The organism is Streptomyces antnestii (genome assembly GCF_004005495.1).
GTDB classification, from domain to species: domain Bacteria; phylum Actinomycetota; class Actinomycetes; order Streptomycetales; family Streptomycetaceae; genus Streptomyces; species Streptomyces antnestii.
The window spans coordinates 587,408-610,954 of the sequence record NZ_RZYA01000001.1 but is presented as its reverse complement, the minus strand read 5'-3'; the positions used below and the strand labels follow the sequence as shown (position 1 = coordinate 610,954).

Below are 23,547 nucleotides of genomic sequence, written 5' to 3'. Positions count from 1 at the left end.
CGATGCGTCAGTTATTGACGGTTCATCAGGTCGCACACAGAATCACCCTCACTCGACGGAGGGGGCCCACCGTGTCGCGATCGATCCGCGCCATCACCGCCACCGTGGCGGCACTGCTGCTCGCCACCGCCTGCAACTCCGCGGCCACCGGTAACTCAGGCAACTCCCCTGACGGCAAGGGGAGTCCGGCCCGCGGAGTGACCGACAAGGCCATCAAGGTCGGCGGCATCGTCTCCATGACGACCGCCAGCGGCTACAGCAAGAAGGACACCGACCTCGGCGCGAAGGCCCGCTTCGACCGCGCCAACGCCGAGGGCGGGATCAACGGCAGGAAGATCGACTACCTGGGCGCCGAGGACGACGGCCAGGACCCGGCCAGAAACCTCGCCGCGGCCCGCAAACTCGTCCAGCAGGACAAGGTGTTCGCCATCGCACCGATGAGCTCGGTCACCTTCTCCGGCGCCGACTTCCTGCAGAAGCAGCAGGTCCCGACGTTCGGCTGGGGCACCATCCCGTCGTTCTGCGGGCCCAGCTACATGTACGGCATGACGGGCTGTCTGGTCCCGATGCCGGGCGGCACCATCTCCCAGCAGTGGCCGGAGGGGCTCAAGCAGGTCACCCACGGCTCCCGGGGCAAGACCGTCGCCATCCTCGCCAACGACAACGACGCGGGCACCTTCGCCATCCGCACCTACAAGCAGAGCTTCGCGTCCGCCGGCTACAAGGTCACCTTCGCCAAGTCGTCCGTGCCGGCCACCTCGGTGCCCAGCGACTGGTCGGCGTACACGAAGGAGATCCTGCGCAGCAACGGCGGCAAGGCGCCCGACATCGTGGTCTCCGTGATGCAGACCCCGTACAACATCGGCCTGTTCACCGCCGTCAAGCGCACCGGGTACAAGGGCGTGCTCACCGACCCGACCGACTACGACCCCGGGCTGCTCGCCAAGAGCGCGACGAAGGAGGCGCTCGACGGCGTGCACGTGCTGCTGACCTTCGCGCCGTTCGAGACGAAGTCCGCGGACATGGACCGGTTCAAGGCCGACATCAAGAAGGCGTCCGGCGGCAAGGACGTGCCGCTCAACATGCACATGATGACCGGCTACATGTCCGCCGACCTCTTCCTCGCCATCGCGAAGAAGGCGGGCCGGGACCTGACGGTCGCCTCCTTCCAGAAGGCCGCGGACGGGTTCTCCGACACCGGCACCATGGTCGGCGACCGGTCCCTGCCCGGGGGACAGAAGCAGGCGTTCGGCTGCGGCGCCCTCGTCCAGCTCAGGAACGGGGCGTACCACGTCTCGTCGCCCTTCAAGTGCTACGAGCCCATCCCGTTCAAGTAGGGGGCGACCCGCATGTCCGACCTGCTTGCCTTCGTGCTGAGCGGGCTCGTGTCGGGTGCGCTGTACGCGCTCCTCGCCACCGGCCTCGTCCTGTCCTACTCGGCCTCCGGACTCTTCAACTTCGCGCACGGCGCCACCGCTTACCTGTGCGCGCTCGCCTTCTACGAACTCCACTCGGGCCTCGGCTGGCCCGCCGTACCGACCGCGCTCCTGCTCGTCTGTGTCGTATCTCCCCTGCTGGGATGGGGACTTGACCGGCTGATGTTCCGCAAGCTGGCGCGCGTCGGCGAGACCGCGCAGATCGTGGCGACCATCGGCCTGCTCGTCGCGCTGCCCGCCCTCGGCCTGTGGATCGTCGAACTCCTCGACGACGCGGGGGTGCCGGTCAAGCCCGCGGAGAACCAGTTCGGGCTTCCGGGTATCGGCCCGAGCCCGGCGAAGAACTGGCAGCTCATGGACGGCGTCGGCATCGACTCCGACCAGCTGATCACCTGGGTGGCGACCGCCGCCGTCGCGCTCGGCCTGTGGATCCTGATGCGGCACACGACGCTCGGCCTGCGCCTGCGGGCCGCCGTCGACAACCGCTCCCTCGTCGAACTGCGCGGCATGAGCGCCGACCGGCTCTCCACCGTGGCGTGGATGCTGTCGTCCGGCCTCGCGGGCCTCGCCGGGGTTCTCGCCACCCCGCTGCTCGGCCTGTCCGCGCACGACTTCACCCTGTTCCTGTTCGTGTCGGCGACCGCCGCAGTGCTCGGGCGCTTCGCCTCCGTACCCCTCGCGTTCGCGGGCGGACTCGGGCTCGGCGTCCTGCAGAACCTCGTCGCCGGCTACGCCTCCTTCGCGGAAGGCATCACCGGGTTCCGCACCGCGGTCCCCTTCCTGATCCTGTTCGCCGGACTGCTGCTGCTCACCCGGCGGCAGCGCACGGCGGGCACGGCAGCCGTCGACGCGCCGCCCGTCGACTACCTGGCGGGCCGCTCCTGGATGCGGACCTGGGGTCCGTGGGCGGCGGCGGCCGTCCTGCTCGCGGTCGCCTTCTACACGGTGACGACCCCGTTCTGGAGCGGCATCCTCGCCCAGGGCCTCGCCCTCTCCCTCGTCTTCGTCTCCTTCACCGTCGTGACCGGACTCGGCGCGATGGTGTCCCTCGCGCAGGCCACGTTCGTCACCGGCGCGGCGCTCGTGGCCGGGCTCCTGATGAGCCACGGCTGGCCGTTCATCGCGGCGGCGCTCGTCGGCACGTGCGTCGCGGCGCTCCTCGGCGCGCTGGTGGCACTGCCCGCGCTGCGCCTCGGGGGCAGGACCCTCGCGCTCGCCACCCTCGCCCTCGCCTTCCTCGCCGACCAGGTCCTCTTCCAGATCGGCTGGCTGCGCAACGGCGACACCGGCTGGGAGATCCCGCGCCCCGTCCTCGGACCCGTCGACCTGAGCGACGACCGGGCGATGGGCGTCGCCATGGTCGTCCTGTGCGCGGCCGCCGTGGCCGCTCTCGCGGCGCTGCGGAACTCGCCGTCGGGCCGCGCCATGCTCGCCGTGCGCTCCGCGCCCGCCGCCGCGATGGCCTCCGGTGTCTCCGTCGTCCGCACCAAACTCCTCCTCTTCACCCTCTCGGCGGGCCTCGCGGGCTTCGGCGGCGTGATGTACGCGTCGTACAACACCCGTATCACCGCTACCGACTTCACCGCGATGACGGGCCTCATCTGGCTCGCGGTGGTCGTCGCGGCCGGGGTGCGGCGCCCGCAGTTCGCCGTCGTCGCGGGCCTCGTGTACGCGATCGTGCCGCACGTCGTGGCCGACCACGTCACGAGCTCCGTGCACCTGCCGGTCGTCCTGTTCGGGCTCGCGGGCCTCGCCCTCGCCAACGACCCGGACGGATACTGCGCGGCGCTCTCGGTACGGCGGCACCGGCGGCGGAGCGCGAAACCCGCGCAACCATGGGCCGTACCGGAGGCGACGGTCCCCGCCCCCCGCCCGGCGCCCGCGCAAGGCACCCCGCCCGTACTCGAACTGCGCGGCCTGCACGCCGGATACGACGGCGCTCCCGTCCTGCACGGCGTGGACCTCACCGTGCGCCCCGGCGAGATCGTCGCCCTGCTCGGGCCCAACGGCGCCGGGAAGTCGACCACTTGCCGCACGGCGGCCGGCCTGCTCGCACCCCTTGCGGGACAGGTGTACGTCGCCGGGCGGGACGCCACCCGCGAGGGCCCCGTCCGCCGCGCGCGGGCCGGTGTCCTCCTCGCCCCCGAAGGGCGCGGCATCTTCCCCGCCCTCACCATCGAGGAGAACCTCACCCTGCACCTCCCCGACAAGCACGCGCGCGAGGCCGTGTACGCGCGCTTCGCGGGGCTCGCCGCCCGCCGGGGCGTCGTCGCGGGCGCGCTGTCGGGCGGCGAACAGCAGCTGCTCGCCCTCGCCCCGCTCCTCCAGGAACCACCACGCGTGCTGATCGCCGACGAGCCGTCCCTCGGGCTCGCGCCCCGCATCGTCGACGAGGTGTTCGGGCTGCTCACCGAACTCCGGGACGCCGGAACGGGGTTGCTCCTCGTCGAGGAGAAGGCCACCGAGATCCTCGGCGTCGCGGACACCGTCGCGTATCTCGACCGGGGCCGCGTCGCCTGGTGCGGCCCGCGCGCGGACGTACGCGCCGACCGGCTCACCGAGGCCTACCTCGGGCTCGCGGCGACAGACGAAGAGGAAGGGGTGCGCCCATGACCGGCATCGCTACGGGACCCGCCGCCGGACGCGCCACGGGACCCGTCCTGGAGGCCGCCGGGATCGGCGTCAGGTTCGGCGGGGTCCGCGCGCTCGACGGGGTCGGCCTGACGCTGCGCCCCGGCGAGGTGTGCGGCCTCATCGGCCCGAACGGCGCGGGCAAGACCACGCTCTTCGACGTGCTGTCCGGGATCCGGCGCCCCGACGCGGGCCGCGTCCTGCTCGACGGCGAGGACGTCACGCGCCGTTCCCCCGTCTGGCGGGCCCGCCACGGGATGCGCCGCACGTTCCAGCGCCAGCAGCTCTTCGGCCAGCTCACCGTCGCCGACAACCTGCTGGTGGCGCAGGAGTGGCGGGGCGGTGGGGGCGGCCTCGCCGCCGACCTGGTGGCGGCGCCGACCAGACGGGCGTACGAGCGGCGGCGGCGCGCGCGGGCCGCGGAGATGCTGCGCGCCTGCGGCCTCGAATCGCTGGCCGGCAGTTACGCGGGGACGCTCCCCGTCGGCCAGGCACGCATGGTGGAGCTGGCGCGGGCGGGCGTGGAGGGGGCGCGGGTGGTGCTGCTCGACGAGCCCGCGTCGGGGATGACGGACGACGAGATCGGCCAGCTCAAAGCCGTGGTCCGCCATCTGACCGACCAACAGGGCTGCGCGGTGCTGCTCGTCGAGCACAACGTCGCGTTCGTGATGGACCTGTGCTCCCGCATCGTCGTGCTCGACCTCGGCACCCGGCTGGCCGAGGGCACCCCGGCTGCCGTGCGCGCCGACCCCGCCGTACGGGACGCGTACCTCGGTCCGGCGGGGTGAGCGGGGCCGGGGGTGCACCCGTGAACACGCCGTGAACGGGAATGCGGCCCGGGCCCTGATCGTTGACGATGGGAGCACCACCCGACAACGCGAAGGATCGAGAGCTCGTGAGCAAGGTCCCCCCGATCATCCTGAACAATGGCGTCGCGATGCCGCAGCTCGGCTTCGGCGTCTGGCAGGTGCCGGACGACGAGGCCGAGAAGGCTGTCACGACAGCCCTGGAGGCCGGGTACCGCAGCATCGACACCGCCGCGATCTACGGCAACGAGGAAGGCACCGGCAAGGCCCTCGCCGCCTCCGGCATCGCCCGCGACAAGCTCTTCGTCACCACGAAGCTGTGGAACGCGGACCAGGGCTACGACGCGACGATGCGCGCCTTCGACGCCTCCCTCGAAAAGCTCGGCCTCGACCACGTCGACCTGTACCTGATCCACTGGCCGCTGCCCTCGAAGGACAGCTACGTGGACACCTACAAGGCCTTCGAGAAGATCTACGCGGACGGCCGGGCCAGGGCCATCGGTGTCTCCAACTTCCTTCCGGAGCACCTGGAGCGCCTGCTCGGCGAGACGTCGATCATTCCCGCGGTCAACCAGATCGAGCTGCACCCGCACCTCCAGCAGCGCGCCGCCCGCGAGTTCCACGCGGAGCAGGGCATCACGACCGAGGCCTGGTCGCCGCTTGGGCAGGGCAAGGGCCTCCTGGAGGTCCCGGCGATCGTCGCGATCGCCCAGAAGCACGGGCGTACGCCGGCCCAGGTCGTGCTGCGCTGGCACGTCCAGCTGGGCAACGTGGCGATCCCGAAGTCAGTGACGCCGTCGCGGATCAAGGAGAACATCGACGTGTTCGGCTTCGAGCTGGACCTCGAGGACATCGCCGCGATCAGCGCGCTGAACGAGGACCGCCGTCTGGGTCCCGACCCCGCCACCTTCGACATCGTCTGACCGCCTCACGTACCGACACCTGTGCCCCGTCTCCCTCCGGAGGGAGACGGGGCACAGGTGTCACCTCGCGCCGTGGATGGGGGCGATCTCCTGGACGCGCTGGGCGAGGCCGAAGTCGAGTGCGGTGACGACGCCGCCCGCACTGTGGGTGTTCACGGACAGGGCGACGGTGTGATAGCCGAGGGTCAGGTCCGAGTGGTGGTCGAGCTCGTCCTGGATCTGCGCGATGTGCACGACGAGGGCCGTGGCCGCGAAGTGGCTGCCGAGACGGAAGGTCCGGGCGAGCCGGTCGCCCTCCACACTCCAGCCGGGCAGCTCGGCGAGACGGTCCTCGATCTCCTTCTGGGACAGCGGCTCCGTGGGCATGAGCAGGTCCTTTCCCTGGGGCGTGCGGGGATTTCAAGCGTCCCACAAGGGGGGCTCCACGCGCCCCTCGGCTACGGTCGTGGGCATGACGACTGCCCCGCCCGCCCGCCTGTCCGGAATCGGTCCTCTGCTGCGGGAATGGCGCGAGCGGCGGCGGGTGAGCCAGCTGGAGCTCGCCCTGCGCGCCGGTTCGTCCGCCCGGCATCTGAGCTTCGTGGAGACGGGCAGGTCGCGCCCCGGCGAGAACCTTGTCCTGCGGCTCGCGGAGCAGCTGGACGTGCCGGTGCGGGAGCGCAACGCGCTGCTGCTGGCGGCGGGTTACGCGCCACGGTTCGCGGAGACACCGCTCGACGACCCGTCGATGGGGGCGCTGCGCGAGGGCCTCGACCGGCTGCTGCGCGGTTACGAGCCGTATCCGGCGCTGGTCGTCGACGCGACGTACACGGTGGTCGCCGCCAATCAGGGGATCGCGATGCTGATGGCCGGGCTGCCCGAGTCGCTTCTCGTGCCGCCGCTCAACGCGATGCGCCTCACCCTGCACCCGGAGGGCCTCGCGCCCCGGATCCGGAACCTGCGCGCGTGGCGCGGCCATCTCCTGGCCCAGATGGAGCGGCAGATCGCCCTCGACCGTTCGGAGGCGCTGCGCGCGGTGTACGAGGAGGTCAAGGCGTATCCGCCGGCCCATGAGGACGACGACGGGGCCGGTGAGGACGAGCCGGTGCCGTACTTCGCGCTGCCGATGGTGATCGAGCACGACGGGCAGGTGCTGTCGTTCGTGTCGTCGATCTCGACGTTCAACACCCCGATGGACGTGACGGTGGCGGAGCTGGCGATCGAGACGTTCCTGCCGGCCGACCCGGCGACGGTGGAGTATCTGCGGTCGCTGACCCCTTGACCGGATTCACTCGGTGGTGGGCATGCTACTCATCGCACTGGTACCGTAACGCGGCTCGTGCACATGTTCAGTGCGCCGGTGGGGAGACGTGACGTGAGTGAACGGCGGCCCGCGCCCACCGTGGGCCAGGTGGTACTGGGCAGACGCCTGCGGGAGCTGCGCGAGTCGGCAGGGCTCAACCGTGACGAGGCGGCCCGCGCGCTGCACGTCACCGGCGCCACGATCCGCCGCATGGAGACCGCCGAGGTCGCCCTCAAGATCCCGTACGTACAGATGCTCCTGGAGCTGTACGGGGTGCCGGAGCAGGAGGCCGAGGCGTTCGTCGCGCTCGCCGAAGAGGCCAATCTGCCGGGCTGGTGGCAGCGTTTCCACGACATCCTGCCCGACTGGTTCAGCCTGTACGTGAGCCTGGAGAGCGCGGCCGGGCTCATCAGGTCGTACGAGCCGCACTTCGTGCCGGGGCTGCTGCAGACGGAGGAGTACGCGCGGGCCGTGCTCGACGCCGGCACGGTCGGCCGCGCGCAGCCCGGCGACCTCGAACGGCATGTGACGCTCCGCATGGCCCGGCAGGCGCTCCTGACCCGCGAGGACCCGCCGCATCTGTGGGCCGTGATGGACGAGACGGCGCTGCGCCGGCCGCCGGGCGGGGCCAAGGTGCTGCGCAACCAGCTGGACCGGCTCATCGAGGCGAGCGCGCTGCCCCATGTGACGCTGCAGATAGCGGAGTTCGCGGCGGGCCCGCACCCGGGGACGTTCGGGCCGTTCACGCTGTTCCGGTTCCCGGTGCGCGAGCTGCCGGACATGGTCTTCAGCGAGTACGTGACGGGTGCGCTCTACCTGGACGACCGGGCCGAGGTCGGCGCCCATCTGGAGGTCCTCGACCACATCGCGGCGCAGGCGGCGTCCGCGGAGCGCACGGTGGAGCTGATGCGGGAGATCCGCGACGCGCTGTGAGCGCCGGGCGCTGACAGCGCCGACGACGGTGCCGCGGGCCCGTCGTGACGGGACCGCGGCACCGGTGCCGTGCGTCGTCAGGCGAGCTTCGCCGTCAGGGTGATCGTCGTGCCGGTGAGCGCCTGGCTCACCGGGCAGTTCTTCTTGGCGTCCTCGGCCGCGGCGACGAACCCGGCCTCGTCGAGCCCGGGCACGGAACCCTCCACCGTGAGGTGGATGCCGGTGATGCCCGTGCCCGGCTGGAACGTGACGTCGGCGGAGGTGACCAGCTTGGCGGGCGGGTTGCCGCCGTTCGTCAGGCCGTTGGACAGGGCCATCGAGAAGCAGCTGGAGTGCGCGGCGGCGATCAGCTCCTCCGGGCTCGTCTTCCCGTTCGCCGCCTCGGCCCGGGAGGGCCAGGACACGGCCTGCTGGCCGATGCCGGAGGAGTCGAAGGTGACGACGCCGCTCCCCTTGAGCAGATCGCCTTCCCACACGGTGTGCGCGGAGCGCGTGGTAGCCACGGTGATTCCCTTCAGTCAGGTCCCGGTCGGGGCTTTCGTGGAACCCATCCGACCACACCCGGGCCGCATTCGGCCGCAATGCGCACAGCCCGCGGATCAGTCGGTGGCGTCCACGGCGCCACGCTTCTTGCGGGCCGCGATCCACGCGTAGACGAGGACGCCGACGAACAGGAACAGGACGCCCTGGTAGACGGCCGCGTATCCGGCCCCGCCGACCAGCCACAGGGAGAAGCCGAACGCGGCGAGGGCGAGCACCATGTCGCGGGCCAGGCGCGCGCCGTCGACCTTGTGGCCCTGTCCGGACAGCAGGAAGTAGATCTGCGCCGCGGTCGCGAGGAGGTACGGGACGGTCGCGGTGAACGTGGTGACGAGGACGAGGGTCTCGAAGACCCCGGCCGAGCCCGCCGTGTAGTTGTAGACCGTCAGCAGGGAGGCGAGGACGACGGTGACGATGACGCCCACCGTCGGGGTGCCGCGCTTCTTCTTCGTGAACACGGCCGGGAACAGGCCGTCCTTCGCGGCGGCGTACGGGGTCTGGGCGCTGAGGAGCGTCCAGCCGTTGAGTGCCCCCACGATGGAGATCAGGGCGGACACGGCGACGGCGGTGCCGCCCCAGGTGCCGCCGAACATGGCGTTGACGGCGTCGGACATCGGCGCGCCGGAGTCGACGAGCTTGTCGTGCGCGACCGTGCCGAAGACGGCGAGCGTGCACAGCAGGTAGACGAGGGCGGCGAGGCACGTGCCGAGGACCGTCGCGCGGCCCACGTTCCGCTCGGGGTCGCGGACCTCGCCGGCGCTGACCGACGCGGACTCGACGCCGAGGTAGCTGAACAGCAGGATCGCGGCGGACGCGGAGACGGCGCCGAGCGGCGAGTCGTTGCTCGCCTGGAAGGGCCCGAGGTTGTCGGCGTGGAAGAAGAACAGTCCGCCGACGGCGACGAGGAGCAGCGGCGCGAACTTAAGGACGGTCGACACGAGCTGCACCGCGCCGACGTAGCGGGTGCCGGCGAGGTTCGCGAGGGCCGGGAGCCACTGCACGGCGAGCGCGGCGACGATGGTCCACAGCTTGGAGCCGTGGATCGGCAGGAGGACGTCGAGGTAGCCGACGGCGGCCACGGCGAGCGCCGCGTTCGACACCCAGGCGGTGATCCAGTACGACCAGGAGGCCAGGAATCCGGCGAAGTCGCCGAAGGCCTCGCGGGCGTAGACGTAGGGGCCGCCGGTCTGCGGGTTGCGCCGGGCCAGGCGGCCGAAGACCAGGGCGAGCGCGATGGCGCCGGCGGTGAGGACGGCGAACGCGACGAGGCTGATGGTGCCGAACGGGGCTACGGAGGCCGGGAGCAGGAAGATGCCGCCGCCGATGATGTTGCCCATGACGAGGGCGGTGGCGACCGGGAGCCCGAAACGGCGGGCGTGCTTGCTGGACGTGTCTTCGTGCTGTGGGGCCGGAGCCGGCTTCGTCACGGTTCCGGTGTCGTGCATGGGGGGAGCGCCTCTCTTGGTGCGGGCGCCGACCGGGATCGCCGGGCGGCGTCCCATGGTCGGTCCCCGGCACGCACCGCTCCAAATCAGGCGGATTCGTCCTGCGGGATCACCGTCGCGGCCGTAAATGATGCGTCGGCGGAGGGCTCGCGCCGGGATTCGTCCAGCGGGACGAGGGGGACCTGGGGGCCGTATCCCTCGCGCAGCCAGCGGCGGAGCACCCGGTGGACCTGCTCGGCACCCACGAGTTCGGTGCCCTCGGCGACCGGGGGCGAGAAGACCTCCGGGGCGAGCAGGAACGGGTGGCCCTGGGCGCCGCCGAGGCCGCCGTGGGAGCCGATCTGCTCCTCGAAGGCGAGCACTTCGCCCTCGGCGGGGTCGTACCAGGAGTTCACCATGATGTCGGCGGTGTGCGGGAAGGAGTCGGTGCGGCGGACCGCGTCGGCGGCGTGCGGGCCGAAGTCGGCGAGGGGCCCGGGTTCGTCGTCGAGGGCGGCCAGGGGGATCTCGGCGCCGCGTGCGCCGAGGACGACGGCGCCGTGCTCTTCGCTGCGCACCAGCAGGAAGCCGATGCCGGGGTGGTTGGCGAGGGTGGTGAGCAGCGCCGGGTGGCGGGCGTCGATCTCCTCCTTGCTCATGCGGTGCGGCACGTCGGGGAAGGAGACAAGGCCGAGGTTGCCGGAGGCGAGCACGATCGGTTCGGAGCGGCGCGAGGACGGGCGGTGCTTCTCCCGGCCCTCCTCGACGGGCCTGCGCAGTGCGGCCCGGACGGCCGCGCGGGCCTCGGCGCCACTGTGCGTGCGCCCGGCGCGGCGCGGCACGGGCAGTCCGCAGCCGGCCCGCACGAGGTCCTGGAGGCCGAGCCCGTAGCGGGCGCGGAACGTCTCGCCGGGGCTCTGCCCGTGGTCGGACAGAACGACGATCCGGTACGGGCGCGGGGCGTGCTCGGCGACCTTGGCGATGAGGGCGAGCGAGCGGTCGAGGCGGGCCAGGACCTTCTCGGCGTCGCGGCTGCCGGGCCCGGAGTGGTGGGCGACCTCGTCGTACGCGACGAGGTCCGCGTAGACGGAGCTGCGGCCCGCGAGCATGTCGCCGATCACGGCCGCGACGACGACGTCCCGTTCGACGACGGTCGCGAAGGCCCGGATGAACGGGTAGAGGCCGCCGCGTCCGACGCGGGGACGCTGCCGGGTCAGGCGGGCCCGGGTGGACTGGCCGATCTCGCGGCCGGTCTCGGCGACGAAGGACAGAGCGGTGCGTACGGCGTTCGCCGGGTCCCTGAAGTACGCGAAGTAGCCGGCCCTGGACCGGTTCTCCTTACCCCGGCGGGCGGCGACGGACAGCACGAGGGCGACCTGTCCTGCGCCGCCGCTGAAGAGGTTGCCGCGGCTCGCGCCGTCCAGGGTGAGGAGGCCGCCGTCGCCGGTGCGCTCGATGGCGCGGCGCTGGAGTTCGGCGGCGCTGCTGGGCCGGTTGGAGACCTGGATCTCGCGGGTGTCCTTCTCGTACCAGCGGAACGCGGGCACGTCGTGGTTGCTGCCGTGCAGGATGCCGAGCTGACTCGCGCCGGTCTGGCTCGACCAGTCGGTGCGCCAGGGGGTGAGGCGGTGCGTGCCGGCGCCGATCCAGGCGCCGACGGTGGGCATCAGGTCCTGGTTCACGGCGTCGCGGAGCACGTCGTGGCCGACGCCGTCGAGCTGGAGGAAGACCGTGCCGGGGGTGGACGGTCCTGCGCCGGGGCCGTGTCTGCGGCGGCGCCGGTCGGCGAGGCGGTACAGGCGGCGGCGGTAGGCGTCGTCGTCCCGTACGGCGAGGGCTCCGCCGGTGGCCGAGGCGACCGCCGACATCACCGCGGCGACGACGACGGCGGTCTCCGGGTTGGCCTCGCCCCGGCCGTCGGGGACGAGGTCGAGGGCGAGGAGCAGCAGCCCGCCGTTGAGGGCGAACACGGCGAGGCCGAGGACGAGGGCGGGGACGAGGAGCAGGGCGCGTACGAGGAGCGGCCACACCAGTGCGGACAGGATGCCGAAGGCACCGGCGCCGAGCGCGGCGGTGACGGCGATGCGGGTGGCGCTGTCGCCGCTCGCCGACTGGAGCTGGAAGTCCGGCAGGATCCCGGCGAGCACGAGCATCGTGACGGTGCTGACCGCCCACACGGCGATCGACCGCCATCCCGCGCCGGCGACCCGTCGCCATCGCCCCTCGCCCACGCCTCGCTCACCTTCCGTCGAACGCCGTCGCCCCCTCGGCCCAGCGTGTCATATGAGCCGTTTGCATCTGGGTTCTCCCCCTTGGGGGTGTGGGGCGGCGGCGCGTGGCCCGGGTCAGCAGCCGTCGTATCCGGCCGTCGGCATCGACATGCGGCGGTGGACGCGCTTCTTCATCTCCGCGTCGTACCTCGGCTCCGCGAGCCCCGCGGTCTCCAGGCGGACGCCGCGGCGGGCGCACTCGGCGGTGAACTCGTCGACGGAGCGCAGCGCGGCCCGCAGGACGCGGTGGCTCGGGACGACGAACAGGTCGACGTGGCCCGCGTCGACGTCCGCCCACAGCACGTCGTGGTCGGAGCGCAGGGCGTGGACGAGGAGTTCTCTGGTGACCACGTAGCCCCGGTCGGCGGCCCAGCGGGCGCACATCGCGTGCTGGCTGCGCGAGTCCACCAGGAAGGGGTCGGCGTCCAGTTCCTCCAGCGGCGTCAGGCTGGCGATCGCCATGACCCGGACCGCGCCCCCCTCCGGGCCGGCCGCTGCCGCTCGCGCCGGTTCACCCATGGTGGCCCCCTCACCTCCGGTTTCGTCGTCGACCCTACTCCTGCCCGTAGGCTCGGAGGAGTCGCTCGGAAGAGTCGCCCGGAGGAGTCGTTCGCGGGAGGTCCTGGAGGTGCCGGTGGAGATCACCTGGTGGGGTCACGCCACCTGCACGGTCGAGGACTCGGGCGTCCGCGTGCTGACCGACCCGCTCTTCACGCGCCGCCTCGTGCATCTGCGGCGGCGTCGCGGGGCGCCCCCGCCGCCCGAGGCCGCCGTCGCCGACCTCGTCCTCGTCTCCCATCTGCACGCCGACCATCTGCACCTCCCGTCCCTGGCGAGGCTCGCGCCCGGCACCCGCGTCCTGCTCCCGCGAGGGTCCCTGCGCGCGGTGCCCGGTCTGCGCAAGCTCGCGCATCTCCGGCTCACCGAGGTGGAACCGGGCACCCGCCTGGACGTCGAAGGCCTCGACGTACGCGCCGTGTTCGCGTCCCACGACGGGCGGCGCGTCCCCATCGGCCCGCACCGCTCCCCCGCGCTCGGCTTCGTGGTGAGCGGCGAGGCCCGTACGTACTTCGCGGGCGACACGGGCCTCTTCGACTCCATGGCTCAGGCCGTCGGCGAGGTCGACGTGGCGCTCCTGCCGGTCGGCGGCTGGGGGCCCTGCCTCGGGCCGCACCATCTGGACGCGGGGCGCGCCGCCGAGGCGCTCGCCCGGATCGCGCCGCGCTGCGCCGTGCCCGTGCACTACGGGACGTACTGGCCGATCGGTATGGACGCGGTGCGGCCGCACGAGTTCCACGCGCCCGGCGACGAGTTCGTGCGGCGGGCCGCCCGGCTGGCGCCCGGGGTGACGGTGCATCTGCTCGGCCACGGCGAGAGCGTGCGGCCGGAGGTCGCCGGGTGAACCCCGCCGGCCGGGCGGGCCGTGAACTGCTCGCCGCCGCGGTGACCCACGCGCCGCCGGAGTCCACCCAGCAGGCCGTCGGCTACCCCTCGTTGTTCCTGCTGATCGTGATCGGCGCCCTCGTGCCGGTCGTGCCCACGGGGGCGCTCGTCAGCTCGGCGGCCGTGGTCGCCTTCCATCAGACGTCACCGCTCTCGCTGCTGCTCGTGTTCGTCGTCTCGTCGCTCGCGGCGTTCCTCGGGGACGTGACGCTGTACTGGCTGGGGCAGCGCGGCATGAGGTCGAGGAACGGCTCCAGGTGGCTCGCGGCGATCCGCGACCGGGCGCCCGAGGAACGGCTCGCGCAGGCGCAGGCCAGGCTCGCCGCCCATGGGGTGACGGTGCTCGTGCTGTCCCGGCTCGTGCCCGCCGGGCGCATCCCCGTGATGCTGGCGTGTCTGATGGCGAGGATGCCGCTGCGGCGGTTCGTACGCGGAAACGTACCGGCGTGCCTGGCCTGGACGCTGACGTATCAGCTCATCGGCATCCTCGGCGGTTCGCTGTTCCCGGAGCCGTGGGAGGGCGTCGTGGCGGCGGTCGGCCTGACCGTGGCGATCAGTGCGGCACCCGCGGTGTGGCGGCGGCTGCGCGGGGGCCGGCCCTAGGGCCTTCCGTTTGGATCACGCCGGGCTCGCGGAGCCCGGCACCGCACCTCGCGGCGTTGTCGTCAGTCGCCTACGTCCCCCAGCTACCGCTGGGAGGTGCCCCCCCGCGTGGGCTCCCTCCTCCGCCTTGCGATGCACGGCACCAGACCCCGCTCCCCACGCGGCGGTAGCCGCACATGTCGCCGTCGGCCTGATCCGAACGAAAGGCCCTGGCGGTCAGACGGCGAGCACGCGTGACGCGCCCACCGGCAGGTCCCACAGGTCCTCGCGCGCCAGGCCCGCCTTCCGCCAGGCGGCCCGTACGCGCGTGAGGGGTTCGAGGACCGGCTCGGCCGACAGCAGGAACGTGGCCCAGTGCATCGGCGCCATCCGGCGCGCGCCCACGTCCCGGGCCGCCGCGACCGCCTCCTCCGGGTCGCAGTGCACGTCCTTGAGCCACCAGCGCGGGTCGTACGCGCCGATCGGCAGGAGCGCCAGGTCGATGCCCGGGTAGCGGCGGCCGATCTCGCGGAACCAGTGGCCGTACCCGGTGTCCCCCGCGAAGTAGACCCGCTGCCCCTCCAGGTCGGTGAGGACCCAGCCGCCCCACAGGGTTCGGCAGGTGTCGACGAGGCTGCGCTTGGACCAGTGGTGGGCCGGTACGAAGTCGAAGCGGACGCCGTCGAGTTCGGCCGCCTCCCACCAGTCGAGCTCCGTGACGCGGGAGAAGCGGCGGCGGGTGAACCAGCGGCCGAGTCCGGCGGGCACGAACACCGGGGTGTCCTTCGGGAGGCGCTTGAGGGTCGGGGCGTCCAGGTGGTCGTAGTGGTTGTGGCTGATGACGACGGCGTCGACGCGCGGCAGGGCGCTCCAGGCGACGCCCGCCGGGGTGACGCGGGCCGGGGTGCCGAGGATCTTGCGGGACCAGACAGGGTCGGTGAGCACGGTGAGGCCGCCTATGCGCAGCACCCAGCTGGCGTGTCCCGCCCAGCTGACGGCGACGGTCCTGGCGTCCACGGCGGGCAGCGGGCCCGGCGCGAACGGCAGGTCGGCGATCCGGGTCAGCGCCTCGGGCGGCGGACGCAGCGCACCCTCGCGGGCGAACCGGGCTAACGCGCGGAGTCCGGGCAGCGGCGCCGTGAGGCGGTCCGCGAACGACTTGGGCCAGGTGCGTCCCCCGCCGAGCGGCCGGGGCTCGGCGAGGGGCACGAAGGACGCGGGGGCATCAGCTCGCTGTGCCGTCGACTCGGACTGCTGCGTCATCGAGGACTCTCCCATCCCTTGACGTCGGCCCTGAGGTCGTCGAGCGCCGACTCCAACATGCTCAACGCGCGCTGCACGTGCGGCAATTCCACGGGTTCCGGCGAGTTGAGGGATGTCATCCGCTCCTGCGGGGTCGAGCCGAGGAAGGGGCTGGTGGACAGGCGTACGCGCAGGGCGGCGAGGTCGTCGCCGAAGCGGTGGCCGCCGGGGGCGGGCATGCCGAGGCGGCCGGCGAGCCCGTCCTCCAGGTCCTGGGCGTCGCCGACCCCGCGCGCGGAGAGCGCGGGCCGCAGCCGCTCCAGGTCCGCGTACAGGTGCCGGCCGGCCTCGGGCGGTCTGGCGAGTCCGCCGGAGGCCAGCACCACGCGGTGCACGGCGGCGGCGACGCGCGCGTGCAGGACGGTCGCGGCGCGCAGCCGTGCGGTGATCGGGGGCGGCTCGCCGAGCGCGTACGCGGCGGCCGCGGCGGCGGGGGCGGCCAGGACCGAGCCGAGCGCCGTGAGGATGTCCAGGACGCGGGCGCGCAGTTCGGCGCCGCGCTCCGTGGCGGGGAGGCGGGCGACGGCGGCGGGCAGGCCCGGCGGGAGGTAGGCGCCGACGAGGTCGCTGACGACGCTGACGTGGTCGGGCAGCATCTCGGCGGGGCCGATGAGAACGGTGGAGCGGGCCGGATCCCGGTGCAGGGTGTCGCGCCAGGTCTCGTCGCTGACGATGTGCAGGCCCTCCCCGGCGGCGGCCTCCACGGCCTCGTGCAGGATCTCGGGCGGCGGGACGGTGGCGGTCGGGTCGTCGGCGACGGACAGGACGAGGAGTCTCGGATCGCCGCCCTCGGCGCGGACCCGGCGCACGGTTTCGAGGAGGGCGAAGGGGTCCGGGACGCCGCCGCACTCGGCGGGCGTCGCGACGGGGAACACGGACCGGCCGAGGAGCCGCGCCTGGGGCGCCCACCAGGCCGGGCAGGGCCGGGGCAGCAGCACGTCGCCACCGAGCGCCGCGGTCAGCGCGAGGAGCAGGGGGGCGCCGCCGGGCGCGGCGGCGGTGTGGTCGGGCGCGGTGGGCAGACCCCGGCGCCGCCAGTAGCCGCAGGCGGCGTCGAGGAGTGCGGGGGCGCCGCCGGGCGGTTCCGGGACCGCCGGGTCCGCGGCCTCGGCCGCGGCGGCCAGCTCGGGCAGTACGGGAAGCCCGGCGTCGGGCAGCGGCGGGCCGTAGCGGACGGGCCCGTGCCCCTCCCGGCTCTCCGACTCGCTGCGCCGCATGTGCCACCTCCTGCCCTCCCCAGCGTCCCCCGAGCCGCCCGGTCCCGCTCGGCCTGCGACGGGCCGACGGCACCGGCGGCCCGGGCGGGGGCGCACGTAGGAGCGGGGGGACGGGCGGCCGGGCGGGGGCTGGTCCGAGTGGGTGACACGGCGTGAGGAGGCCGGGCGGCGGCGAGGCGGCCGGGGGGCCGACCGACGGCGGGGCAGCCGAGGGGCGCCGACCCACGACGGGGCAGCCGAGGGGCGCCGACCCACGACGGGGCAGCCGGGGGGGCCGACCGACGGCGGCTACGTGGCGTCCCTGAGCACCTGGTCGCGGAGCCGGTCGCAGGAGCGGCTGATCAGGCGGGACACGTGCATCTGGGAGATGCCGAGCCGCTCGGCTATCCGGCGCTGCGTCATGTCGCCGAAGAACCGCAGGTAGAGGATGGTGCGTTCACGCTCGGGCAGGGCCGCGACGCAGGGCCTGACCGACTCCCGGTCGACGACCACGTCGAGGGCCGGGTCGGCCGCGCCGAGACAGTCGCCGAGCGAGTGGCCGTCGTCGCGGCCGGGGAGTTCGGCGTCGAGAGACAGCGTGCGGAAGCTCTCCAGGGCTTCCATCCCGGCGCGTGCCTCGTCCTCCGTCATCCCGGCGTGCCCGGCGATCTCCGCGAGGGTGGGGGCGCGCCCCGGGATCGTCTGGGACAGCTCACGGCGGGCCGAACGGACCCGGTTGCGCAGGTCCTGGACGCGGCGCGGCACATGGAGGGTCCACGTGTGGTCGCGGAAGTGGCGCTTGATCTCGCCGGTGACGGTGGGGACGGCGTAGCTCTCGAACGCGTCGCCGCGCTCGGGGTCGTAGCGGTCGACCGCCTTGACCAGGCCGAGCGCCGCGACCTGGCACAGGTCTTCGTAGGTCTCGCCGCGGTCGCGGAAGCGGCCGGCGAGCCGGTCGGCCATGGGGAGCCACGCCTCGACGACGGTCCGGCGCAGTTCGTCGCGTTCGTGGCAGTCGGGCAGGCCGGCCAGCTTGCGGAAGGCCTCGGCCGTGTCGGGGGCGTCGTCGTGCGGGTGGCGCTTCACCGCCCTGTCGGTGCGCATCGTTTCGCATCTCCCTGCGGGTGCGGGTGATGGTCACCGTGGGAGCTCGGAGCCCTTCTCGCCGGGCACACCGGGGCGGCTCGCGAAGCCCTCCCACGGACGTGCCTCCGGTCCGAAGCACTGTGACGGCGCCTGCCCCGGTCCACGCGGGGCAAACCGGGGCGAACCCTGAGCCCGCCCCCAACGGGCGGGTGCGCGGCGCCCGTTACCCCCGGGCTCGCTCGACCCGGCGCTCGTCCCACACGGGTTCGGCGGACTCGCGCACCTGGCCGTCGCTGCCGAAGACGAGGTAGCGGTCGAAGGAGCGGGCGAACCAGCGGTCGTGCGTGACCGCGAGGACCGTGCCGTCGAACGCCTCCAGGCCCTCCTGAAGGGCCTCGGCGGACTCCAGGTCGAGGTTGTCGGTCGGCTCGTCGAGGAGCAGCGCCGTCACTCCGGCAAGTTCGAGCAGCAGGATCTGGAAGCGGGCCTGCTGGCCTCCCGAAAGGCGCTCGAACTTCTGCTCGGCCTGGTTGGTGAGCTCGTAGCGCCGCAGCCGCCCCATGGCCTGACCGCGGTCCTTGGCGTGGTCGGCCCAGAGGATGTCGAGCAGGGTGCGGCCCTGGAGTTCGGGGTGGGCGTGGGTCTGGGCGAAGTGGCCCGGCACGACGCGGGCGCCGAGCTTCCAGTCCCCCGTGTGCGCGACCGTGTCGTCGGGGTTCCCGGCGAGCAGGCGCAGGAAGTGCGACTTGCCGGAGCCGTTCGAACCGAGGACGGCGACGCGCTCGCCGTAGAAGACCTCCAGGTCGAAGGGCTTCATCAGGCCGGTCAGCTCCAGGCCCTTGCAGGTGACGGCCCGTACGCCGGTGCGGCCGCCGTGCAGGCGCATCGTGATGTCCTGCTCGCGCGGCGGCTCCGGCGGGGGTCCCGCCTCCTCGAACTTGCGCAGACGCGTCTGCGCCGCCGAGTAGCGCGACGCCATCTCGTGGCTGACCGCGGCCGCCTGCCGCAGGCTGAGGACGAGCTTCTTCAGCTGCGCGTGCTTCTCGTCCCAGCGCTTGCGCAGCTCCTCGAAGCGGGCGAACCGCTCACGGCGCGCCTCGTGGTACGTCGCGAAGCCCGCGCCGTGCACCCACGCGTCGGCGCCTCCGGGGCCCGGCTCGACGCTGACGATCTTCTCGGCGGAGCGGGCGAGCAGCTCCCGGTCGTGCGAGACGAAGAGGACCGTCTTGCGGGTCTCGCGCAGCTTCTCCTCCAGCCAGCGCTTGCCGGGCACGTCGAGGTAGTTGTCCGGCTCGTCGAGCAGGAGCACCTCGTCGGTGCCGCGCAGCAGCGCTTCGAGGACGAGCCGCTTCTGCTCGCCGCCGGACAGGGTGCGGACCTCGCGGAACTGGGCCGTGTCGTACGGGACGCCGAGGGCGGCCATGGTGCACATGTCCCAGACGGTCTCGGCCTCATAGCCGCGCGCCTCGGCCCAGTCGGACAGGGCCTGCGCGTACTGGAGCTGCGCGGCCTCGTCGTCGACGGTCATGATCAGGTGCTCGGCCTTGTCGACGGCCTGCGCCGCCTCCCTTATGCGGGGGTTCGAGACCGACACGAGCAGGTCGCGCACGGTCGTCTCGTCCCGCACCGAGCCGACGAACTGGGACATCACGCCGAGGCCGCCGCCTACGTTGACGGTGCCTCCGTGCGGCTTCAGCTCGCCGGAGATCAGCTTGAGGAGGGTCGTCTTCCCCGCGCCGTTCGGCCCGACGAGGGCGACCACGGAGCCCTCCCCGACCCGGAAGGAGACATCACCGAGCAGCGCCCGCCCGTCCGGCAAGTAGTACTCGAGGTGCGCGGCTTCCAGATGTCCCATGGTCCGCATTGTGGGCGCCCGGCCGGGTGAGGAGCAAAACGATTTCGCCGCGCCCCGGGTGCGGGGGCCCGGGGCGGGTACTCGTGCGCCGTGTGCGCTCACCTCCGCCCGCCTCGTCCCCGGCCGGCCGCGCCCCTTCCCGGGCCCGGCCTGCACCGCCGGCTCATCGCCCTTGACCTGCGCGTATTCGAGTACGCGGCGCGCCGGCACTGGCCCGGCGGCGACCGGGTCCTGCCCCGCCTCAGCCACAGCGCGAACCATGGGGTGCTGTGGTTCGCGGTGGCGGGGGCGCTGGCGGCGGGCGGTTCGCCGCGGGCCCGTCGCGCGGCCGTGCGCGGCGTCGCCTCGCTCGCCCTGGCGTCCGCGACGATCAACACGCTCGGAAAGCGCTCGGTCCGCAGGCCACGGCCCACCCTCGACCCGGTGCCGCTGGTACGGCGCCTGCGGCGGCAGCCGATCACGACGTCGTTCCCGTCCGGTCACTCGGCCTCGGCGGCGGCGTTCACCACCGGCGTCACGCTTGAGTCGCACGCCCTCGGCGCCCTGGTCGCGCCGCTAGCGTTCTCCGTCGCCGCGTCCCGCGTCTACACGGGCGCGCACTTCCCGGGGGACGTCCTGGCGGGCGCGGCGCTCGGCGCGGGCGCCGCCTTCGCACTGCGGGGCCTGGTCCCCACCCGTGACCAGCTGCCGTCGCCGGGCCGCCCCCTGGTGGACGACGTGCCCGCGCTGCCCGGCGGTGCGGGCCTGGTGATGGTGGTCAACACGGGCGCGGGGAGTCCGGACCGGGTGCACGCACTGCGCGGCCTGCTGCCGCAGGCCGAGATCGTCGAGACCTCGGGGTCCGGTCTGCCGGCCGCGCTGGAGTCGGCGGCGACGCGGGCGCGGGCGCTCGGGGTGTGCGGCGGGGACGGCACGGTGAACACCGCGGCGGGCGTCGCCCTGCGCCGCGGTCTGCCGCTGGCCGTGCTTCCCGGCGGCACGCTCAACCACTTCGCGTACGACCTCGGGATCGAGGAACCGGGTGATCTGTCACGGGCCGTCGAGGCGGGGGACGCGGTGGCGGTCGACGTCGGCCGCTTCACCTCGTCGGCCGGCTCCGGGATCTTCCTCAACACCTTCAGCCTGGGGGTGTACCCGAAGCTGGTGAAGGAGCGCGAGCGGTGGTCCGGGCGGATCGGCGGGCGGCTCGCGGAGGTGGTGGCGTCCGCGTACGTGCTGCGCCACGACCATCCCCTGAAGGCCGAACTGGACGGCACGAGGCGGCCGTTGTGGCTGGTGTTCGCGGGGAACTGCACGTACCGCCGGATGGGGCTCACGGCCGCCCGGCGCGCGGATCTCGCGGACGGGCTGCTCGACGTGCGCGTGGTGCACGGTGGCCGGCTGCCCGGCGTACGCCTCCTCGCGGCGGCGCTCGCCGGACCGCTGTCCCGCTCCCCGTTCCACGCCTCGGTCCGGCGGAAACTGCTGCGCCTGGACCGGATCGCGCCCGGCACACCACTGGCCTTCGACGGTGAAGTCAGGCCGTGCGGCCCGGAGTTGACGGTCGACAAGCAGCACGAAGCGCTACGGGTCTACCGGCCGCTGACGCTCCCGTGAAGCACCCTCGCCGAGTCCGCATCATGAGATGGCCATCTCAATATTCGGCCAGGCGGCGTACGGTGATCTCACTGGGTTCACCGGTCACCGATCTTGCGAAGGGGTCCACCATGCCGAAGGAGACCGCCGTCTACACGCACGGCCACCACGAGTCCGTGCTGCGTTCCCACACCTGGCGGACCGCCGCCAACTCGGCCGCGTACCTGCTCGGTTCGCTGAAGCCCCACATGAAGATCCTGGACATCGGGTGCGGCCCCGGCACCATCACCGCCGACCTGGCGGCACTGGTTCCCGAGGGGCACGTCACCGGCGTGGACCGGGCGGCGGGCGTGCTCGACCAGGCGCGGGCGACGGCGGCCGAACGCGGCCTGACCAACGTCGACTTCGCGACGGCGGACGTCCACGCCCTGGACTTCCCGGACGACACTTTCTGCGTCGTGCACGCCCACCAGGTGCTCCAGCACGTGGGCGACCCGGTGCGGGCGCTGCGCGAGATGCGCCGCGTCACCAAGCCGACCGGGTTCATCGCCGTCCGCGATGCGGACTTCGCCGCCATGACGTGGTACCCGCGGTCGCCCGGCATGGACGACTGGATGGACCTGTACCGGCGGGTCGCCCGCGCCAACGGCGGCGAACCGGAGGCGGGCCGACGCCTCAAGTCCTGGGCCCTGGAGGCCGGTTTCGACGCGGCCGACATCAACGCGACGTCCGCCACCTGGTGTTACGCGGCGCCGGACGAGGTCGAATGGTGGAGCGGCCTGTGGGCGGACCGCACCCTCGCCTCCGCGTACGCGGAGCGCGCGACGGAGGGCGGCCACGCGACGACCGCCCAGCTGGAGGAGATCTCCGAGGCGTGGCGCACGTGGGGGAAGCAGCCGGACGCCTGGTTCTCGGTGCTGCACGGCGAGATCCTGTGCCGTAAGTAGGGAAACGATCACGCGCCCCGGTGTCGCCAACTACCCTCACCGCTATGGAGATCCTGGGAACCACGCTGCGCATCTGCGTCGAGGACCTGGAGTCCTCGGTCGCCTTCTACGAACGGCTCGCGGGCAGCCGCGCGCTCCGCTTCGAGCGCGGCGGGGTCTCCGTGGCCGCGGTCGGCTGCTTCCTCCTGATGAGCGGGCCCGACGCGGAGATCGAGGTCCTGCGCAAGGTCTCGGCGACGATCGCCGTCCCGGACGTGGACGAGGCCCACGCCGTCCTCACCGCGTCCGGCGCGCACGTCCTGGCCGGACCGCTCCCGACACCGGCCGGCCGCAACCTGATCGCGCTGCACCCGGACGGCTCGGTCTTCGAGTACGCCGACCGGCAGGGGCAGGGCTAGGGCGGACACGCCCTAGAGGTCTCCGGCGTGCGCGCCCACGTATCCTCGCCCCGGGTACGTGGGAGTGAGGGGCGGTACACACATGGCGGGCAACGGGGGCACACGCGGGGAGGCCCGGGCGGGCGGTGATGCCGCGCGCGGCGGGGCCGTCAAGCCGTCGCTCGGCACGCAGGCGCGGGACGCGATCCGGCAGCGCATCGTCGACCGGCGCTATCCGCAGGGGGCCCGCCTCGTGGAGCGGGAGATCGCCGAGGAACTGCGGATGTCGCGCGTCCCGGTGCGGGAGGCGCTCCGCTCGCTCGTCACCGAGGGCCTACTCGAACTCCTGCCGCACAGCGGGGTGCGCGTGCGGCGGCTCGAGCGCGCCGACGTGGAGCATCTCTACGAGGTGTGGGAGCCGCTGTCCGTGCAGGCGTCACGGCTCGCAGCCCGCCGGGTGGCACGGGCCGCGCCCCGCGAGCCGGAGGGGCTTGCCGCGCTGCGCGCGTCGCTCGAGGTGGCGGAGCGGGCGGCCGCGGCGGACGAGGGGGCGCGTGAGGTCGCCGCGCACACCGCGTTCCACGAGGGCATCGTGGCGCTGTCGGCGAACCCGCTCCTCGCGCGCACGATGGAACAGCTGGGCTGGCAGCTCCAGCTCCTGTTCGGCCTGCGGGAGGAGCCGGCCCACATGCGGGAGCAGCACGCGGCGATCTTCCGGCACATCGCCGGCGGCGACGAGGAGACGGCCGCCGCGAGCACGCTGCTGCATGTGCGCGACAGCCGGTCGGTGGCCCTGCGGTCACTCTTCGGCTCCGAAGGCAGCGGAGGCGACGGGGTCGGCGGGGGCCGCGAGAGCTGAGGCGACGGGGCGGCGACGGCGCAACCGGGTTGTATACCAAGATCTCGTAGCCATCGTCCCGGCCGACCAGAATGCGGACC

Annotated in this window: 21 protein-coding genes; 12 read left to right on the top strand and 9 right to left on the bottom strand. The window is 73.2% G+C overall.

The window, feature by feature from the left end:
- Positions 1 to 71: 71 nt before the first annotated feature.
- From EOT10_RS02595 to EOT10_RS02580, 4 genes are all read left to right on the top strand, one after another.
- Complete coding sequence (locus EOT10_RS02595; RefSeq protein WP_127826362.1) at positions 72 to 1,337, top strand: ABC transporter substrate-binding protein; 1,266 nt, start codon at positions 72 to 74, stop codon at positions 1,335 to 1,337.
- Between the two features lie 12 nt (positions 1,338 to 1,349).
- Entirely contained in the window at positions 1,350 to 4,049 is a 2,700-nt protein-coding gene (locus EOT10_RS02590) for an ABC transporter permease subunit (protein ID WP_127826361.1), read from the top strand.
- Positions 4,046 to 4,855 (top strand): ABC transporter ATP-binding protein, encoded by an 810-nt coding sequence (locus tag EOT10_RS02585; protein WP_127826360.1) that lies wholly within the window; start codon positions 4,046 to 4,048, stop codon positions 4,853 to 4,855. Before EOT10_RS02590 ends, EOT10_RS02585 begins: the two co-directional genes overlap by 4 nt.
- A 149-nt stretch (positions 4,856 to 5,004) precedes the next feature.
- Positions 5,005 to 5,796: an aldo/keto reductase gene (locus EOT10_RS02580; RefSeq protein WP_223280782.1), complete on the top strand. Its 792-nt coding sequence runs from the start codon at positions 5,005 to 5,007 to the stop codon at positions 5,794 to 5,796.
- A 60-nt stretch (positions 5,797 to 5,856) separates the two neighbouring features.
- Here the strand turns inward: EOT10_RS02580 and EOT10_RS02575 are convergent, their stop codons facing one another.
- A complete protein-coding gene (locus tag EOT10_RS02575) occupies positions 5,857 to 6,162 on the bottom strand; it encodes a 4a-hydroxytetrahydrobiopterin dehydratase (protein WP_127826358.1) in 306 nt (101 codons plus the stop codon).
- 85 nt (positions 6,163 to 6,247) lie between these two features.
- On the opposite strand from EOT10_RS02575, the gene EOT10_RS02570 reads away from it, so the two are divergent.
- Both EOT10_RS02570 and EOT10_RS02565 read left to right on the top strand, forming a co-directional pair.
- Positions 6,248 to 7,057 carry a helix-turn-helix domain-containing protein gene (locus tag EOT10_RS02570; protein WP_127826357.1) on the top strand — a complete coding sequence of 270 codons (810 nt, stop codon included), beginning with the start codon at positions 6,248 to 6,250 and terminating at the stop codon, positions 7,055 to 7,057.
- 93 nt (positions 7,058 to 7,150) lie between these two features.
- A complete protein-coding gene (locus EOT10_RS02565; RefSeq protein ID WP_127826356.1) occupies positions 7,151 to 8,011 on the top strand; it encodes a Sco1979 family transcriptional regulator in 861 nt (286 codons plus the stop codon).
- A gap of 77 nt (positions 8,012 to 8,088) precedes the next feature.
- On the opposite strand, the gene EOT10_RS02560 is transcribed toward EOT10_RS02565, so the two are convergent.
- The 4 genes from EOT10_RS02560 to EOT10_RS02545 all read right to left on the bottom strand — a co-directional run bounded on the left by EOT10_RS02560 (position 8,089) and on the right by EOT10_RS02545 (position 12,764).
- The gene (locus tag EOT10_RS02560) at positions 8,089 to 8,514 is read right to left on the bottom strand and encodes an OsmC family protein (protein WP_127826355.1); all 426 of its coding nucleotides are present in this window, start codon (positions 8,512 to 8,514) and stop codon (positions 8,089 to 8,091) included.
- Positions 8,515 to 8,610: 96 nt separating this feature from the next.
- Positions 8,611 to 9,996: an amino acid permease gene (locus EOT10_RS02555; RefSeq protein WP_127826354.1), complete on the bottom strand. Its 1,386-nt coding sequence runs from the start codon at positions 9,994 to 9,996 to the stop codon at positions 8,611 to 8,613.
- Between the two features lie 86 nt (positions 9,997 to 10,082).
- Positions 10,083 to 12,206: a phage holin family protein gene (locus EOT10_RS02550; RefSeq protein ID WP_127826353.1), complete on the bottom strand. Its 2,124-nt coding sequence runs from the start codon at positions 12,204 to 12,206 to the stop codon at positions 10,083 to 10,085.
- A 114-nt stretch (positions 12,207 to 12,320) separates the two neighbouring features.
- Positions 12,321 to 12,764, bottom strand: a complete 444-nt coding sequence (locus EOT10_RS02545) for a hypothetical protein (protein WP_127826352.1) — start codon at positions 12,762 to 12,764, stop codon at positions 12,321 to 12,323.
- 109 nt (positions 12,765 to 12,873) lie between these two features.
- Between EOT10_RS02545 and EOT10_RS02540 the strand changes: the two genes are divergently transcribed.
- Together EOT10_RS02540 and EOT10_RS02535 are read left to right on the top strand one after the other, a co-directional pair.
- Positions 12,874 to 13,647 (top strand): MBL fold metallo-hydrolase, encoded by a 774-nt coding sequence (locus tag EOT10_RS02540; protein WP_127826351.1) that lies wholly within the window; start codon positions 12,874 to 12,876, stop codon positions 13,645 to 13,647.
- On the top strand, positions 13,644 to 14,291 hold the full coding sequence (locus EOT10_RS02535; protein WP_223280713.1) for a DedA family protein: 648 nt from the start codon (positions 13,644 to 13,646) through the stop codon (positions 14,289 to 14,291). The genes EOT10_RS02540 and EOT10_RS02535 overlap by 4 nt, the downstream gene beginning before the upstream one ends.
- 216 nt (positions 14,292 to 14,507) lie before the next feature.
- Here EOT10_RS02535 and EOT10_RS02530 read toward each other — a convergent pair whose 3' ends face one another.
- The 4 genes from EOT10_RS02530 to EOT10_RS02515 all read right to left on the bottom strand — a co-directional run bounded on the left by EOT10_RS02530 (position 14,508) and on the right by EOT10_RS02515 (position 19,709).
- The gene (locus EOT10_RS02530; protein ID WP_189491002.1) at positions 14,508 to 15,533 is read right to left on the bottom strand and encodes an MBL fold metallo-hydrolase; all 1,026 of its coding nucleotides are present in this window, start codon (positions 15,531 to 15,533) and stop codon (positions 14,508 to 14,510) included.
- Positions 15,530 to 16,789, bottom strand: coding sequence for an aminotransferase class I/II-fold pyridoxal phosphate-dependent enzyme (locus tag EOT10_RS02525; RefSeq protein WP_127826349.1), 1,260 nt, complete (start codon positions 16,787 to 16,789; stop codon positions 15,530 to 15,532). Before EOT10_RS02525 ends, EOT10_RS02530 begins: the two co-directional genes overlap by 4 nt.
- Before the next feature lie 288 nt (positions 16,790 to 17,077).
- The gene (locus EOT10_RS02520) at positions 17,078 to 17,872 is read right to left on the bottom strand and encodes a SigB/SigF/SigG family RNA polymerase sigma factor (RefSeq protein ID WP_127826348.1); all 795 of its coding nucleotides are present in this window, start codon (positions 17,870 to 17,872) and stop codon (positions 17,078 to 17,080) included.
- Positions 17,873 to 18,077: 205 nt separating this feature from the next.
- On the bottom strand, positions 18,078 to 19,709 hold the full coding sequence (locus EOT10_RS02515; RefSeq protein WP_127826347.1) for an ABC-F family ATP-binding cassette domain-containing protein: 1,632 nt from the start codon (positions 19,707 to 19,709) through the stop codon (positions 18,078 to 18,080).
- 90 nt (positions 19,710 to 19,799) lie between these two features.
- Between EOT10_RS02515 and EOT10_RS02510 the strand changes: the two genes are divergently transcribed.
- The 4 genes from EOT10_RS02510 to EOT10_RS02495 all read left to right on the top strand — a co-directional run bounded on the left by EOT10_RS02510 (position 19,800) and on the right by EOT10_RS02495 (position 23,467).
- Complete coding sequence (locus EOT10_RS02510; protein WP_127826346.1) at positions 19,800 to 21,305, top strand: bifunctional phosphatase PAP2/diacylglycerol kinase family protein; 1,506 nt, start codon at positions 19,800 to 19,802, stop codon at positions 21,303 to 21,305.
- Positions 21,306 to 21,415: 110 nt separating this feature from the next.
- Positions 21,416 to 22,231, top strand: a complete 816-nt coding sequence (locus tag EOT10_RS02505) for a class I SAM-dependent methyltransferase (protein ID WP_127826345.1) — start codon at positions 21,416 to 21,418, stop codon at positions 22,229 to 22,231.
- A 44-nt stretch (positions 22,232 to 22,275) separates the two neighbouring features.
- Positions 22,276 to 22,629 carry a VOC family protein gene (locus tag EOT10_RS02500; RefSeq protein ID WP_127826344.1) on the top strand — a complete coding sequence of 118 codons (354 nt, stop codon included), beginning with the start codon at positions 22,276 to 22,278 and terminating at the stop codon, positions 22,627 to 22,629.
- 82 nt (positions 22,630 to 22,711) lie between these two features.
- Positions 22,712 to 23,467: a GntR family transcriptional regulator gene (locus tag EOT10_RS02495; RefSeq protein WP_127826343.1), complete on the top strand. Its 756-nt coding sequence runs from the start codon at positions 22,712 to 22,714 to the stop codon at positions 23,465 to 23,467.
- The last annotated feature ends 80 nt before the right edge of the window (positions 23,468 to 23,547 follow it).

Bases quoted from the DNA above. Each gene is read 5' to 3' on its own strand.
- EOT10_RS02590 (WP_127826361.1), top strand. From the start codon at position 1,350: ATGTCCGACCTGCTTGCCTTCGTGCTGAGCGGGCTCGTGTCGGGTGCG.
- EOT10_RS02585 (WP_127826360.1), top strand. From the start codon at position 4,046: ATGACCGGCATCGCTACGGGACCCGCCGCCGGACGCGCCACGGGACCC.
- EOT10_RS02580 (WP_223280782.1), top strand. From the start codon at position 5,005: ATGCCGCAGCTCGGCTTCGGCGTCTGGCAGGTGCCGGACGACGAGGCC.
- EOT10_RS02575 (WP_127826358.1), bottom strand. From the start codon at position 6,162: ATGCCCACGGAGCCGCTGTCCCAGAAGGAGATCGAGGACCGTCTCGCC.
- EOT10_RS02570 (WP_127826357.1), top strand. From the start codon at position 6,248: ATGACGACTGCCCCGCCCGCCCGCCTGTCCGGAATCGGTCCTCTGCTG.
- EOT10_RS02555 (WP_127826354.1), bottom strand. From the start codon at position 9,996: ATGCACGACACCGGAACCGTGACGAAGCCGGCTCCGGCCCCACAGCAC.
- EOT10_RS02545 (WP_127826352.1), bottom strand. From the start codon at position 12,764: ATGGGTGAACCGGCGCGAGCGGCAGCGGCCGGCCCGGAGGGGGGCGCG.
- EOT10_RS02530 (WP_189491002.1), bottom strand. From the start codon at position 15,533: ATGACGCAGCAGTCCGAGTCGACGGCACAGCGAGCTGATGCCCCCGCG.
- EOT10_RS02525 (WP_127826349.1), bottom strand. From the start codon at position 16,789: ATGCGGCGCAGCGAGTCGGAGAGCCGGGAGGGGCACGGGCCCGTCCGC.
- EOT10_RS02520 (WP_127826348.1), bottom strand. From the start codon at position 17,872: ATGCGCACCGACAGGGCGGTGAAGCGCCACCCGCACGACGACGCCCCC.
- EOT10_RS02515 (WP_127826347.1), bottom strand. From the start codon at position 19,709: ATGGGACATCTGGAAGCCGCGCACCTCGAGTACTACTTGCCGGACGGG.
- EOT10_RS02505 (WP_127826345.1), top strand. From the start codon at position 21,416: ATGCCGAAGGAGACCGCCGTCTACACGCACGGCCACCACGAGTCCGTG.
- EOT10_RS02500 (WP_127826344.1), top strand. From the start codon at position 22,276: ATGGAGATCCTGGGAACCACGCTGCGCATCTGCGTCGAGGACCTGGAG.
- EOT10_RS02495 (WP_127826343.1), top strand. From the start codon at position 22,712: ATGGCGGGCAACGGGGGCACACGCGGGGAGGCCCGGGCGGGCGGTGAT.